The 13,646-nt window shown below is 70.3% G+C and carries 15 protein-coding genes and 1 pseudogene; all 16 read right to left on the minus strand.

Annotation, left to right across the window (positions count from 1 at the left end):
* Positions 1–196: pseudogene (locus tag ABLE53_RS14995) on the minus strand (F0F1 ATP synthase subunit beta); the annotation flags it as partial.
* A gap of 24 nt (positions 197–220) precedes the next feature.
* The gene (locus ABLE53_RS15000) at positions 221–1,147 is read right to left on the minus strand and encodes a F0F1 ATP synthase subunit gamma (RefSeq protein WP_348859807.1); all 927 of its coding nucleotides are present in this window, start codon (positions 1,145–1,147) and stop codon (positions 221–223) included.
* Positions 1,148–1,149: 2 nt separating this feature from the next.
* Positions 1,150–2,790, minus strand: a complete 1,641-nt coding sequence (gene atpA, locus ABLE53_RS15005) for a F0F1 ATP synthase subunit alpha (protein WP_348859808.1) — start codon at positions 2,788–2,790, stop codon at positions 1,150–1,152.
* Positions 2,791–2,844: 54 nt separating this feature from the next.
* A complete protein-coding gene (locus ABLE53_RS15010) occupies positions 2,845–3,657 on the minus strand; it encodes a F0F1 ATP synthase subunit delta (protein ID WP_348859809.1) in 813 nt (270 codons plus the stop codon).
* Entirely contained in the window at positions 3,657–4,199 is a 543-nt protein-coding gene (locus ABLE53_RS15015; RefSeq protein ID WP_348859810.1) for a F0F1 ATP synthase subunit B, read from the minus strand. The genes ABLE53_RS15010 and ABLE53_RS15015 overlap by 1 nt, the downstream gene beginning before the upstream one ends.
* A 56-nt stretch (positions 4,200–4,255) precedes the next feature.
* A complete protein-coding gene (locus ABLE53_RS15020) occupies positions 4,256–4,519 on the minus strand; it encodes a F0F1 ATP synthase subunit C (protein ID WP_348859811.1) in 264 nt (87 codons plus the stop codon).
* 69 nt (positions 4,520–4,588) lie between these two features.
* Complete coding sequence (gene atpB / locus ABLE53_RS15025) at positions 4,589–5,422, minus strand: F0F1 ATP synthase subunit A (RefSeq protein WP_348859812.1); 834 nt, start codon at positions 5,420–5,422, stop codon at positions 4,589–4,591.
* On the minus strand, positions 5,419–5,841 hold the full coding sequence (locus ABLE53_RS15030) for an ATP synthase subunit I (protein ID WP_348859813.1): 423 nt from the start codon (positions 5,839–5,841) through the stop codon (positions 5,419–5,421). The genes atpB and ABLE53_RS15030 overlap by 4 nt, the downstream gene beginning before the upstream one ends.
* Positions 5,842–5,850: 9 nt before the next feature.
* The gene (locus ABLE53_RS15035; RefSeq protein ID WP_348859814.1) at positions 5,851–6,081 is read right to left on the minus strand and encodes a hypothetical protein; all 231 of its coding nucleotides are present in this window, start codon (positions 6,079–6,081) and stop codon (positions 5,851–5,853) included.
* 301 nt (positions 6,082–6,382) lie between these two features.
* Positions 6,383–7,546: a glycosyltransferase family 4 protein gene (locus ABLE53_RS15040; protein WP_348859815.1), complete on the minus strand. Its 1,164-nt coding sequence runs from the start codon at positions 7,544–7,546 to the stop codon at positions 6,383–6,385.
* Positions 7,546–8,208, minus strand: coding sequence for an L-threonylcarbamoyladenylate synthase (locus tag ABLE53_RS15045; RefSeq protein WP_348859816.1), 663 nt, complete (start codon positions 8,206–8,208; stop codon positions 7,546–7,548). Before ABLE53_RS15045 ends, ABLE53_RS15040 begins: the two co-directional genes overlap by 1 nt.
* 19 nt (positions 8,209–8,227) lie before the next feature.
* Positions 8,228–9,076 (minus strand): peptide chain release factor N(5)-glutamine methyltransferase, encoded by an 849-nt coding sequence (gene prmC, locus ABLE53_RS15050; protein WP_348859818.1) that lies wholly within the window; start codon positions 9,074–9,076, stop codon positions 8,228–8,230.
* On the minus strand, positions 9,073–10,155 hold the full coding sequence (prfA, locus tag ABLE53_RS15055; protein ID WP_348859819.1) for a peptide chain release factor 1: 1,083 nt from the start codon (positions 10,153–10,155) through the stop codon (positions 9,073–9,075). The genes prmC and prfA overlap by 4 nt, the downstream gene beginning before the upstream one ends.
* A gap of 124 nt (positions 10,156–10,279) precedes the next feature.
* A complete protein-coding gene (rpmE, locus tag ABLE53_RS15060) occupies positions 10,280–10,489 on the minus strand; it encodes a 50S ribosomal protein L31 (protein ID WP_348859820.1) in 210 nt (69 codons plus the stop codon).
* Positions 10,490–10,607: 118 nt separating this feature from the next.
* Complete coding sequence (gene rho / locus ABLE53_RS15065) at positions 10,608–12,473, minus strand: transcription termination factor Rho (RefSeq protein WP_348859821.1); 1,866 nt, start codon at positions 12,471–12,473, stop codon at positions 10,608–10,610.
* A gap of 242 nt (positions 12,474–12,715) precedes the next feature.
* Positions 12,716–13,645: a homoserine kinase gene (thrB, locus tag ABLE53_RS15070; protein WP_348859822.1), complete on the minus strand. Its 930-nt coding sequence runs from the start codon at positions 13,643–13,645 to the stop codon at positions 12,716–12,718.
* Position 13,646 lies beyond the last annotated feature (1 nt).

Below are 13,646 nucleotides of genomic sequence, written 5' to 3' on the forward strand. Positions count from 1 at the left end.
CGTCACCGATGTGCTGGGCCACCTCCAGCGGCAGCGTCGTCGACTCGCCGCCGAGGACGACCTCGACCTCGAGCTTGTTGTAGATCTCGGGCATCGCGTCGACGGGGAACTCCACGTCGACCACCGGGCCGATCACCCGGGCGATGCGACCGCTGGCCGTCGTGGCCGTGGTCGTCTCGTCAACGGTTGCAGTCATGTCACTCACTCTTTCGGGGATGGGTCAGTCGTTCGCGGCAGTCGCGTCGGCCAGCGCGTTGACGCCCCCGACGATCTCGCTGATTTCCTGGGTGATCCCGGCCTGGCGGGCCTGGTTGGCGATCCGGGTGAACTTCTTGATGAGCTCGTCGGCGTTGTCGGTCGCGGACTTCATCGCCTTCTGACGGGCCGCCAGCTCCGAGGCGGCCGCCTGCAGGAGAGCGTAGAACACCCTGCTCTCGACGTACTGCGGGAGCAGACCGTCGAGGACCGCCTCGGCGCTCGGCTCGAACTCGTAGAGCGGGAGCACCTCGCTCGGGTCCGGACGCTCCTCGCCCTCGACCACCTCGAGCGGCAGCAGCCGCACGGCGTGGGGCTCCTGCACGAGCATCGACCGGAAGCGGGTGTAGACGAGGTGGACCTCGTCAACGCCCGGAGCGGTGGCCATCCCGGGGTCGGCACCCTGGATGAAGACGTCGATCAGCTTGCCGCCGATCTCCTTGGCGACGTCGTACGTCGGCTGGTCGCTGTGGCCCGTCCAGCTCTGCTCGACCTTGCGGCCGCGGAACCGGTAGTAGGCCTCGCCCTTCCGCCCGGAGATGTAGAGGTCGACCTCCTTGCCCTCGGAGCGGAGCTTCTCGATCAGCCCCTCGGCCTCGCGGATCACGCTCGAGGAGTAGGCGCCGGCCAGGCCGCGGTCGCTGGTGATGACCAGGACCGCAGCGCGGTCGGGGCTCTCGGGCTCGGTGGTGAGGGCGTGGCTGACGTTGGAGTAGGTCGCCACGGCCGACACCGCACGGGTGAGCTCGCGGGCGTACGGCGCGGCCGCATTGGCCCGCTGCTGCGCCTTGATGATGCGGGACGCAGCGATGAGCTCCATGGCACGCGTGATCTTCTTCATCGACTCCGTCGATCGGATCCGCGCGCGGTACTCACGCAGCGAGACGGCCATGCTCAGCCCCGCTTCTGCCGGACGATCTGCTCCTGCTCGATCTCCGCGTCGCTCAGCGGGGCGGCCTCCTCGTGACCCGGCCTGATGAAGCCGCCCTCGGAGGTCTGGAACTCACCGAGGAACCGGTCGTAGGCGCTCTCCAGCGCCGACTCGGTGTCCTCGGTGACGTTCAGCGACTCGCGGATGCCACTGAGGATCCCCTCCTGCGAGGTCCGCAGGTAGTCGATGAACTCCTGCTCGAACTTGAGCACGTCCTGGACCGGGATGACGTCGAGGCGGCCGGTCGTGCCGAGCCACAGCGAGACCGTCATCTCCTCGAGCGGGTACGGCGAGTACGCCGGCTGCTTCAGCAGTGCCATCAGCCGCTGGCCGCGCTCGAGCTGCTGCCGGGAGGCGGCGTCGAGGTCGGAGGCGAACATCGCGAAGGCCTCCATCGCGCGGTACTGCGCCAGGTCGACCTTGAGCGAGCCGGTGACGGCCTTCATCGCCTTGGTCATCGCGGCGCCGCCGACTCGCGACACCGACACGCCGACGTCGATCGCGGGCCGCTGGTTGGCGGCGAACAGGTCCGACTGCAGGAAGATCTGACCGTCGGTGATCGAGATGACGTTGGTCGGGATGAACGCCGAGACGTCGTTGGCCTTGGTCTCGATGATCGGCAGACCCGTCATCGAGCCCGCGCCCATGTCGTCGGAGAGCTTCGCGCATCGCTCGAGCAGGCGGCTGTGCAGGTAGAAGACGTCACCGGGGTAGGCCTCGCGGCCCGGCGGACGCCGCAGCAGCAGCGACACGGCGCGGTAGGCCTCGGCCTGCTTGGTGAGGTCGTCGAACACGATCAGCACGTGCTTGCCGTCGTACATCCAGTGCTGGCCGATGGCCGAGCCGGTGTACGGCGCGAGGTACTTGAACCCGGCCGAGTCGGACGCCGGGGCGGCCACGATCGTGGTGTACTCGAGCGCGCCGGCGGCCTCGAGGGCGCCACGCACCGAGGCGATCGTCGAGCCCTTCTGACCGATGGCGACGTAGATGCAGCGGACCTGCTTGTCCGGATCGCCGGACTCCCAGTTCTGCTTCTGGTTGATGATCGTGTCGATGGCGATCGTGGTCTTGCCGGTGGCGCGGTCGCCGATGATGAGCTGGCGCTGGCCGCGGCCGATCGGGGTCATCGAGTCGATGGCCTTGATGCCGGTCGCGAGCGGCTCGTGCACGGACTTGCGCTGCATCACGCTCGGCGCCTGCAGCTCGAGGGCGCGCCGGCCGACGGTCGCGATCTCGCCGAGGCCGTCGATCGCGTTGCCGAGCGGGTCCACGACGCGGCCGAGGTAGCCGTCGCCGACGGGCACCGAGAGGATCTCGCCGGTGCGGCGGACCGTCTGGCCCTCCTCGATCTTGTCGAAGTCACCGAGGATGACGACACCGATCTCGCGGGTGTCGAGGTTCAGGGCGATGCCCAGCGTGCCGTCCTCGAACTCGAGCAGCTCGTTGGCCATCGCCGAGGGCAGACCGGCGACCCGCGCGATGCCGTCCGCGGTCTGCGCGACCGTGCCGACCTCCTCGGTCTTGGCGGCCTCGGGCTTGTACTCGGCGACGAACTTCTGCAGTGCGTCGCGGATCTCGTCCGGACGGATGGTGAGCTCCGTCATCTCACGTGCCTTCTCTCTCGTGTCTGTCTGAAGTCTGGGTGCTCGGCGAGACGCTCAGCCCGCCAGGAGCCGCTCGGCGTCGTCGAGTCGGCTCGCGACCGATCCGTCGATGACATCGTCGCCGATCTCGACCCGGATGCCACCGAGGACCGAGGCGTCGACGACGACGTTGGTGTGGACCGGGCGCCCGTAGTTCCGCTGCAGCGTCGCAGCGAGCCGGGCCGCCTGGTCGTCGCTCAACGGCGACGCGACGTAGACCGTCGCGACGCTCTCGCCGAACGTGTCGCCGGCCAGGGTGCGGTAGGCGGACAGAGCCGCCGACACCGTGCCGTAGCTGCCGGCGAGCGCCTGCTTGGCCAGGGTGAGCGTCGCGGGCTGGACCTTGCCGGCCAGCAGCGAGTCGACCAGCTCGCTCTTGTCCGCGACGGACCGAGCAGGATCCGACAGCGCGTCCCGCAGGGTCGGGTTGTGGTCGATGATCCGGCGCAGCTCGAACAGCTCGTCCGACAGCTCCGGACCCTGCTCGCCGGCCGACAGCACCGCCGCCACCTCGGAGAGCCGCTCGACACCGTCGGGCAGGTCTCCGCTGTGGGTCCAGCGCCGCGAGACCGCACTGACCAGGACGGTCAGGGCGGCGTCGTCGAGCTTGCCGCCGAAGACCTCCCTGACCAGCCCCTGCTTGGCCTCGACCGGGATCGAGCCGTCCGTCGCGAAGCGGCGCAGCGCGGGCTCGGTTCGGAAGGTCTGCGAGACGGAGAACAGGGAGTCGGCCGTCGTCGCTGCCGCCTCGGTCGAGCCGGAGACAGCAGCCTTCAGCTCGTCGATGACGGCGGAGAGCGTCTCGGCCGATGCTCCACGGAAGTCCATCAGTTGACACCGCCCGACGGCGCGCCGGCCTCGAGGTCGCCGAGGAAACGCTCGACGACACGGTTCTGCCGGGTCTCGTCCTCGAGGCTCTCGCCGACGATGCGACCGGCCAGCTGGGTCGCCAGCGAGCCGACCTCGGCGCGCAGCGAGGCGACCGCCTGCTGACGCTCGGCCTCGATCTGGGTCTTGCCGTGCTCGACGATCCGCGCGGCCTCGGCCTGGGCCTGCTCACGCATCTCGGCGATGATCGCGGCGCCCTGCTCGCGAGCCTGCTCGCGGATCTGCGCGGCCTCCTTGCGGGCGTCGGCGATCTGCGACTCGAACTCGTCCTTGGCGGAGTTCGCCTCCTCCTTGGCTCGGTCGAGATCGGCGAACTGCTTCCGGATGGCGTCCTGCCGGGCGGTCATCGCCCTGTTGATCGGCGGGATGACGTACCGGGCAAGGAGGATGACGATGACGACGAACGCGATCAACTCCACGATGAAGGTGCCGTTGGGCACCAGGAAGTTGCTCGCGAGCGGAGTCGGCTGAGGGATGCTCATCTACCTCTTGGTCCTTTGCCTAGTGCGGGTGGTGCGTGCCCCGTGTCGGGCCGTGCTCACTTGCCCAGGACGAAGACGAACAGCGCCATGAAGGCGAGGTTGATGAAGAACATCGCCTCGACCAGGCCGACCGTCAGGAAGAAGATCGTCTGCAGGCGGCCCTGTGCCTCCGGCTGGCGCGCCACGCCCTGGATGTACGACGAACCGGCCAGGCCGTCACCGACGCCGGCACCGATCGCGCCGCCGCCGAGTGCGAGGCCACCGCCGACGAACGCGCCCGCGGTCTTGATGGCCGAAACGAGATCCGGATCTGCTGCCACTGTCTCTCCTTGATTCACGCGCCCGGGCGGGCGCATCGGGGTTTACCTCTGGTACGACGTGAGCGGGGCTCAGGCCGCGAGTTCTGGGGCCTTCTCGTCCTGCTCGTCGTCGTGACCGTGCTCGTCGCCGTGGCCGGCCGCAGCCATGCCGAAGTAGAGCACCGTCAGGAGCGAGAAGATGAAGGCCTGGATCAGGCCGATGAACATGTCGAACAGCTTCCACAGGATGTCGGCGAGGAACGACAGCACGCCGCCGACGGGGACCGGGCCGATCTTCCAGGCGACCAGGCCCGCGATCAGGCCGAGCATGATGCCGCCGGCGAAGATGTTGCCGAAGAGTCGCAGGGCAAGCGTGATCGGCTTGACGAGCTCCTCGAGGATGTTCAGCGGAAGCAGCACCGGGTAGGGCTCGATGAAGTGGCGGAAGTAGCCCTTCACGCCCTTGGTGCGGATGCCGTAGACCCACACGCTGACGATGACGAGCACCGCCATGGCGTAGGTGAGGTTGGTGTCGGCCGTCGGCGCCGGGAGCGCGTGCACGTCCTTGTTGAGCTCGCTGGGGATGAGCTCGAGCCAGTTGGCGATGAGGATGAAGAAGAACAGCGCCACGGCCAACGGGACGACATAGGGGTGGACCCGACCGAGGTTGTCCTCGACCTGCGTCTGCACCTCCTTGACGATCGTCTCCCAGAGGATCTGCAGCTTCGTGGGGACGTTGCCGGCGGTCTTCTTGACCAGTTGGCGGCGCAGGATCAGACCGAGACCGACGACGATCGCACCAGCGACGAGCGTGCACCAGATGGTGTCGGCGTTGAGCGTCATCCCCAGGACGTGCCACTCCGGGTGCTCCCCGGGGTGGATGTCGATCTCGAGGGGCGCGATGGTGGCCAGCAGGCCGCTCATGGGTTCTTCAGCTCCTTCAGCAGCGGGATGGTGGTCATCACCAGGGCGATCAGACGGAAGATGGCCAGCCCCAGGAGCAGGCCGATGCCGTCGGGCCACAACAGGGCCGCGACGCCGACGGCGATCACGGCAAGCACGGCAAGACGGACGATCGTCGCGCGCGTCATCTGGCCCCGGGTGGGCTTGGCCCCGGAGGTGATCACCCGAAGCAGCCAGAACTCGGTCGCGAGGTGGTTGAGGAGCCCCAGGAGCACTCCGCCGGCCAGACAGGCCGGGAGCAGCCAGTCACCCGACTGTCCGAACCAGAGGCTGAACACCATCATGCCGAGGGCGACCAGCTCGATCTTGCGCTGGTCCCGGATGACCCGGCCGACCGTCGCCCTTCCGGGCTGCTGGATCGCCTGCGATGTGGTCGTCACGGTGTCACCTCACTCTGATGGATCGCGGAGCGCCCGACGTACGCGAGCGATGAAGCCGACCGCGCCGAGGGCGATGCCGATCGCAACACCGACGACCGCGCCGACCGGTGCCGACCCGGCGACATGGTCGATGACCAGCCCGATCGCCGTACAACCGACGACGGAGCCGACGAGCAGCCCTCCGAGACCGAGTAGGTCACGTCCACGCAGAGGCGGATGAGGGTCCTCGACGACGGGCATGCTACCTGGGGATTGACGGAGTGCGCTCGCGCGGCCTGGCCGACCTGCGCTGCGAACGTGGACACGACGTCGACGCTCGCCGAGAACCTATCACAGCGCAGACCGCCTCCCGGGCGGGGGCTGAGGCCCGTTCCTGGTGCGCTGGGGGCGGTCGTCATCATCGGCGGCCGATCTGTGTGTCGTGGGGCGTGCGGGCGTTACCTGAGCGTATCCGTAACGCTCGTGAAAACTATCACAAGCGTCTCGCCCGCCCGAAATGGATCGATCCACACCCTTCCACGTGGCGGGACCACGGCTCGCATCAGGGGGCCGGCGACGGCTCCTCCGGCGGCTCGAGGAACGCGTCGGTGCGCGCCCCGCGCACCTTCGGCAGCAGGAAGGTCAGCACCAGCGTCACCGCCACCGCGGCGCCCAGCCCGCTCCACATCGCCGGACCGGTGTAGAGGCTGGCGAAGACCGAGCCGAAGCCGATCAGCGCCGCCCACAGCCACATGATGAGCACCGCGCGGCGCTGCGAGTGACCGATCTCCAGCAGCCGGTGGTGGAGGTGCTGCTTGTCGGGCGAGAACGGCGAGCGGCCGGCCGCGGTCCGGCGTACGACGGCCATGACCAGGTCGGCGAGCGGCACCACCAGGATCGTGACCGGCAGCAGGACCGGCAGCAGCGTGGGCAGCAGGCTGGCCTGCGACCCGTGGGCCCCCTGGCTGAGGTCCGAGGGGGTGAACTGCCCGGACAGCGACACGGCGCTCCCCGAGAGGACCAGGCCGATGAGCATCGAGCCGCTGTCCCCCATGAAGAGCCTGGCCGGGTGCCAGTTGTGGATGAGGAAGCCGACGCAGGCCCCGGCCAGCGCGCAGCTGAGCAGCGCCGCCGTGGTCGCCCGGCTGACGTCGTTGATCCGGGTGAGCTCGTAGCAGAACAGGAAGAACGCGACCGCCCCGATGCCGACGACGCCTGCGGCGAGGCCGTCGAGGCCGTCGATGAAGTTCACCGCGTTGATCGTGGCGACGACGACGAGCCCGGTCAGCAGGGCGCCCTGGGCGGGCTCGATGGAGAACTGGGTGCCGTCGGGCTGGGTGATGAAGATGTACTGGACGTTGAAGGCGATCAGCACCGCCGTGGCGAGCACCTGCCCGCCCAGCTTGGTGAGGGCATCGAGCTCGATGATGTCGTCGATGATCCCGACCAGGCAGATCAGCGCCCCGGCCAGGATGACGACCCCGGCGTCGTGGAGCACGAAGCTCGGGCTGTCGGCGAGGAAGGGCAGCTTGCGCGCCACGACGTACGCCGCCACCAGGCCGCCCAACATCGCGAGCCCGCCCATGTAGGGGATCGGCTCGGCGTGGACGTCCCGGTCCCGGACCCGTGCCACGGCGCCCGTCCGCACGGCCACCTCACGGGCGACGACGGTCAGCAGGTAGGTCACCGCCGCGGCGACGAGGAAGACCAGCAGGTAGGCACGCATCAGGCAGTGGTCTCCTCCACCGAGAGCCCGTGCTTCTCGAGGACGGCGTCGAGCCGGTCCACCGGGATCGCGCCGAGACGGAGCAGGCGGGGCACGTCGCCGGTCGCGTCGACGATGGTCGACGCCTCTCCCCCGGGCACCTCCCCGCCGTCGACGAGGATCTCGACGTCGTCGCCCAGCATCTCCTCCGCCTGGTCGGCGTCGGTGGCTGCCGGCATCCCGGTCTTGTTGGCCGAGCTCACGGCGAGCGGGCCGACCCGATCGATGATCTCGCGGGTCAGCTCCAGGTCGGGCATGCGTACGGCGACGGTGCTGCGGGTGTCGCCGAGGTCCCACTGCAGCGACGGCTGCTGGTGGAGCACCACCGTGAGCGCGCCCGGCCAGAGCTCCTCCACCAGCGACCGGGCCCACTCGGGCACCCGGGTCGCGAGCGCGTCGAGCGTCGCCGCGTTGCTGACCAGCACCGGCGGCGGCATCGACCGGCCGCGGCCCTTCGCCTCCAGCAGCGCGGTGACGGCGCCCTTGTCGAACGCGTCCGCGGCGATGCCGTACACGGTGTCGGTCGGCAGGACCACGACGGAGCCGTTCTGGAGCGCCTGGGCGGCCGCCTCGACGGCCTCCTCGCGCTCCTCGTCGGTGCCGGTGGGATAACGGGTGCTCACGCGTCTCCTTCCTTCGGGCTCATCGTGCCAGCCGCGCCGTCGTGTAGCGCGGACGCCCCGCGAGATCCGCGTGATCGCGCACCTCCGACCAGCGGCCGGTGGCCGCGAACACGGCGGGTGCCGACTCGCCCTGCACGTCGGCGTGCTCGAAGCCGAGCACTCCCTGCGGCTTCAGCAGGAGGGCCGCGCGCCGCTCGAGGACGCGGATCGCGTCGAGCCCGTCGTCGCCGGAGAAGAGCGCCTGGTGCGGGTCGTGGTCCCGGGCCTCGGGCGCGACCGACTCCCACGCCTCGAGCGGGACGTACGGCGGGTTGCAGACGACCACGTCGACCGACCCGGCGAGGTCGTCGAACGCCGCGGCGAAGTCCCCCTGGCGCAGGTCGACACCGGTGCCGTCCAGGTTGCGCTGCGCCCACCGGAAGGCGTCGTCGCTCAGCTCGACGGCGTGCACCTCGGCCTGCGGCACCTCGTCGGCGACCGCCCGCGCGATCGCGCCGGAGCCGGTGCACAGGTCGACCACGACGGGTGCCTCCTCAGCCTGTGCCGCTTCGATCGCCCAGCCGGCGAGCAGCTCGGTCTCCGGCCGCGGCACGAAGACACCCGGCCCGACCGCCAGCTCGACGTGCCGGAAGTGGGCGACGCCGGTGAGGTGCTGCAGCGGCTCACGGTCGGCCCGGCGGGCCAGGAGCTCCTGGAACGCCTCGAGCGCCGCCGCGGGTACGTCGTCGACGAGCACCAGCGAGCCGCGCGTGGTGCCGAGCGCATGGGCGAGCAGCTCGGCGGCGTCGTACTCCGGACTCGGCACGCCCGCCTCGCGGAGCCGGTCCGTGGCCTCGGCCAGGACCTGGCGGGGGCGCGTCGTGCTCAACCGCCGTGCTCCTCGAGCGCCGCCAGCCGCGCCGCCAGGTCGGCCTCGACGGCCGACTCGACGACCGGGCCGAGATCGCCGTCGAGCACCTGGTCGAGGTTGTAGGCCTTGTAGCCGGTGCGATGGTCGGAGATGCGGTTCTCCGGATAGTTGTACGTGCGGATCCGCTCCGAGCGGTCCACGGTGCGGACCTGGCTCCGGCGCGCATCCGAGGCCTCGGCGTCGGCGGCGTCCTGGGCGGCCTGCAGCAGCCGGGCGCGGAGCACGCGCAGCGCCTGCTCCTTGTTCTGCAGCTGGGACTTCTCGTTCTGCATCGAGACGACGATCCCGGTCGGGAGGTGGGTGATCCGCACCGCGGAGTCGGTCGTGTTGACGCTCTGGCCGCCCGGGCCGGAGCTGCGGAAGACGTCGATCCGCAGGTCGTTCTCGTTGATCTCGACGTCGATCGGCTCGGCCTCCGGCATGACGAGTACGCCGGCGGCGCTGGTGTGGACCCGGCCCTGCGACTCGGTCACGGGCACCCGCTGGACACGGTGCACCCCGCCCTCGAACTTCAGCAGCGCGTACGGCGCCGCGCCTGGCTCGGGCGTGCCCTTCGCCTTCACCGCGACGGTGACGGACTTGAAGCCGCCGAGGTCGGACTCGGTGGCGTCGAGGATCTCGGTCGTCCAGCCCTGCCGCTCGGCGTACCGGGTGTACATCCGCAACAGGTCGCCGGCGAACAGCGCCGACTCCTCGCCGCCCTCCCCCGACTTCACCTCGAGGATGGCGTCCTTGTCGTCGGTCGGGTCGCGCGGCACGAGCAGGCGTCGCAGCCGCTCCTCGGCGTCCGCGCGTCTCGCCTCGAGCGTGTCCGCCTCGTCCGCGAACGACGGGTCGTCGGCAGCCAGCTCCCGCGCGGCCCCCGCGTCGTCACCGAGCTGCTGCCACTCGCGGTAGGCCCCGATGATCGAGCTGAGCTCGGCGTACCGCTGGTTGAGCCGCTTCGCCAGCCGGGCGTCGGCGTGGGTCTCGGGCGCGGAGAGCTGCTTCTCCAGCTCGGCGTGCTCCTCGACGAGCCCTTCTACCGCCTCGAACACCGTCTCTCCTCCAGCGCCGGGTCGGCGCTTCCGCACACCTCAGAGGCGCCGGGTCGGCGCTCCTGCACATCAAATGAGGAGCGCCGACCTTCCCGCGATCGGGAAGGTCGGCGCTTCGACGTAGCTACTTCTTCTTGCCGTAGCGGGCCTCGAACCGGGCGACGCGGCCGCCGGTGTCGAGGATCTTCTGCTTGCCGGTGTAGAAGGGGTGGCACTGGGAGCACACGTCGGCGCGGATGACGCCGTCCGACTTCGTGCTGCGCGTGGTGAACGTGTTGCCACAGGTGCAGGTCACCTGGGTCTCGACGTAGGTCGGGTGGATGTCGGGCTTCATGAGGTTCCTCTCGAGAGATGGGCGCCGGGTCGCCACCACTGATGCGTGGGACGTGAACCGGAACCGAAGAGTCAGTCTATGGCAACGGGATCGGGGGCCGAAATCTTCCGGACCACCCTCAGAGGCCCTCGCCCGGGGTGGTCTTCTGCACCTGCATCAGGAACTCGATGTTGCTGTGCGTCTTCCGAAGGCGCTCCAGCAGCAGTTCGAGCGCCTGCTGGCCGTCGAGACCGGAGAGGACGCGGCGGAGCTTCCAGACGATCTGGAGCTCCTCCGGGCTCATCAGCAGCTCCTCCCGGCGGGTGCCGGAGGCGACGACGTCGATGGCCGGGAAGATCCGCTTCTCGGCGAAGTCGCGGCGCAGCCTGATCTCCATGTTGCCGGTGCCCTTGAACTCCTCGAAGATCACCTCGTCCATCTTCGAGCCCGACTCGATGAGGGCGGTCGCGAGGATCGTGAGCGAGCCGCCGTTCTCGATGTTGCGGGCTGCGCCGAAGAACTTCTTCGGCGGATACAGCGCCGCTGAGTCGACCCCGCCCGACAGGATCCGGCCCGACGCCGGCGTGGCGAGGTTGTAGGCACGGCCGAGGCGGGTGATGCCGTCGAGGAGTACGACGACGTCGTGCCCGAGCTCGACGAGACGCTTGGCGCGCTCGATCGCCAGCTCGGCGACCGTCGTGTGGTCCGCCGGCGGACGGTCGAACGTCGAGGAGATGACCTCGCCCTTGACCGATCGCTCGAAGTCGGTGACCTCCTCGGGCCGCTCGTCGACGAGGACCACCATGAGGTGGCACTCGGGGTTGTTGGTCGTGATCGAGTTGGCGATCTGCTGCAGGATCATCGTCTTGCCGGCCTTCGCGGGCGAGACGATGAGGCCGCGCTGGCCCTTGCCGATCGGCGCGGCGACGTCGATCACCCGGCCGATCAGGTTGGCCGGGTCGGTCTCGAGCCGCAGCCGCTCCGAGGGGTAGAGCGGAGTCAGCTTGCTGAACTCCACCCGGTGCTTCGCCGACTCGGGGTCGGCCCCGTTGACGCTGTCGATGCGCACCATCGGGTTGAACTTCTCCTTGCGCTCGCCCTCGCGGGGCTGGCGCACCTGCCCGACGATCGCGTCGCCCCGGCGCAGGCCGAGCCGCTTGACCATCGACAGCGAGACGTAGACGTCCTCGGCGCCCGGCAGGTAGCCGCTGGTGCGCACGAACGCATAGTTGTCGAGCACGTCGAGGATGCCCGCCGCCGGAACGAGGACGTCGTCCTCGAGGATCGTCGTGTCCGGCTCGTTGCGCTGGTTGCCGCGGCTGCGGTCCCGGTCGCGGCCGCGACGGCGGCGGTTGCGGCGGCTGCCTCCGTCGCCGTCCTGCTGACCCTGCTGGCCGTCGTCCTGGCTCTCCTGGCCCTGGCCGTCCTGACCCTGTCGGTCCTGGCCCTGTCGGTCCTGGCCCTGTCGGTCCTGGCCCTGTCGGTCCTGGCCCTGTCGGTCCTGGCTCTTGCCCTGGTTGCCCTGACCGCGGCGGCCGTCCTGGTCACCGCGGCCCTGGCCCGAGGACCGCTGGTCCTTCTGGTCCTGCTTCGGCCGGTCCTGCTTCGACTCGTCCTGCTTCGGCCGGTCCTGCTTCGGCCGGTCCTGCTTCGACTCGTCCTGCTTCTGGGACTCCGCCGCAGCGCTCTTCTGCTCCGCGGCCCGCTCGCCCTGGGCGCCGGCGCGCGGCTTCCGCTCGCGGCGCGGCGCGGCGTCACCCTCGGCCGGCGCGGCGGCGCGGTCGGCCGGCGCGGCGGCGCGGTCGGCCGGCGCGGCGGCGCGGTCGGCCGGCGCGGCGGCGCGGTTGCCCTGCGCCGCCTTGATGGCCTCGATGAGCTGGGCCTTCTTCATGGAGCCGGCGCCCGGGATCCCCATGCCTCCCGCCATCGCCTTCAGGTCCGCGATCAGCATGGAGTTGAGTCCACCGCGCTTCTTCGGTGCGGTGGATTCGGTCGTTTCCGTCACGTGAGGTCCTTCCCACGTATCCGCCACCGGCGTACGACGCCGGGGCTCGTCATTGTCAGAACTTCCCCTCGGACGGGCAGCCGTCACGGACGTGCACGAGCACGGTCTGTAGGGAAGGAGGTGGTTCGCATCGGCCGGGCACCCGAGGCCCTGCGGGATGCTACGCCGTCGACCGACGGCGCGTCACCAATGTAACACCGCCCGACCCGACGCGGATTCCGCCTCGGTCGTGGCGACGACCATCAGACCGAGATCGCGCCGCGGAGGTCGACCGGCAGCGCGTGGCAGGTCCAGCCGTGCGGGCATCGGGCCGCGAGCTTGGCGGTGTAGGCGGAGTCGACGCCGTCGCTGAAGGCGAGCACGGTCGGCCCGGCGCCGGACACGATCGCCGCGAACCCGTCCGCCCGCAGCTCGTCCACGAAGGCGAGCGAGACGGGCATGGCGGGCCGCCGGTACTCCTGGTGGAGGTAGTCGCGGGTCGCGCGTAGCAGCTGCTCCGGCTGGCCGTTGAGGGCCGCGACGAGCAGCGCCGTACGACCGGCGTCGGCCGCGGCGTCGGCGTGCGGGACCGACTCCGGGATCAGCCCGCGGGCCACCTCGGTCCGCACGCCGGTCGGCGGGACGAAGACGACCGCGCTGATCCGCGGGTCGACCGAGGTGCGTACGGCGTAGAACTCCTCCCCCGACTCGGTCGGCTCCTGGCCGGAGATGGTGAAGCCGCCGTAGAACGCGGGCGCCACGTTGTCGGGGTGACCCTCGAGCCTGGCCGCGAGCCGGAAGACCGAGTCGTCGTCGAGGACCAGCTGGCCGCCCGCGACGAGCGCGCGGGCGAGCACGATGCCGCCGACGATCGCCGCCGAGGACGAGCCGAGGCCGCGCGCGTGCGGGATGAGGTTGCGGCAGTGCAGCCGCAGACCGGCGGGCTGGGCACCGAGGACCTCGAAGGCGGCGCGCATGGAGCGTACGACGAGGTGGCTCTCGTCCAGCGGGACGCGGGTGTCGCCCTCGGCGCCGGCGCCCTCGACGCTCACCTGCAGCCCGGAGGGCAGCACCTCGCCGGTGAGCTGGTCGCGCAGGCCGAGCGCGAGGCCGAGCGAGTCGTAGCCGGGCCCGAGGTTGGCGGACGTGGCCGGGACCGAGACGGTGACGGCGCCCTCGACGAAGGTGACCATG

Origin of the sequence: Nocardioides asiaticus (genome assembly GCF_040049175.1) — a bacterium.
Classification (GTDB): Bacteria; Actinomycetota; Actinomycetes; order Propionibacteriales; family Nocardioidaceae; genus Nocardioides; species Nocardioides cheoyonin.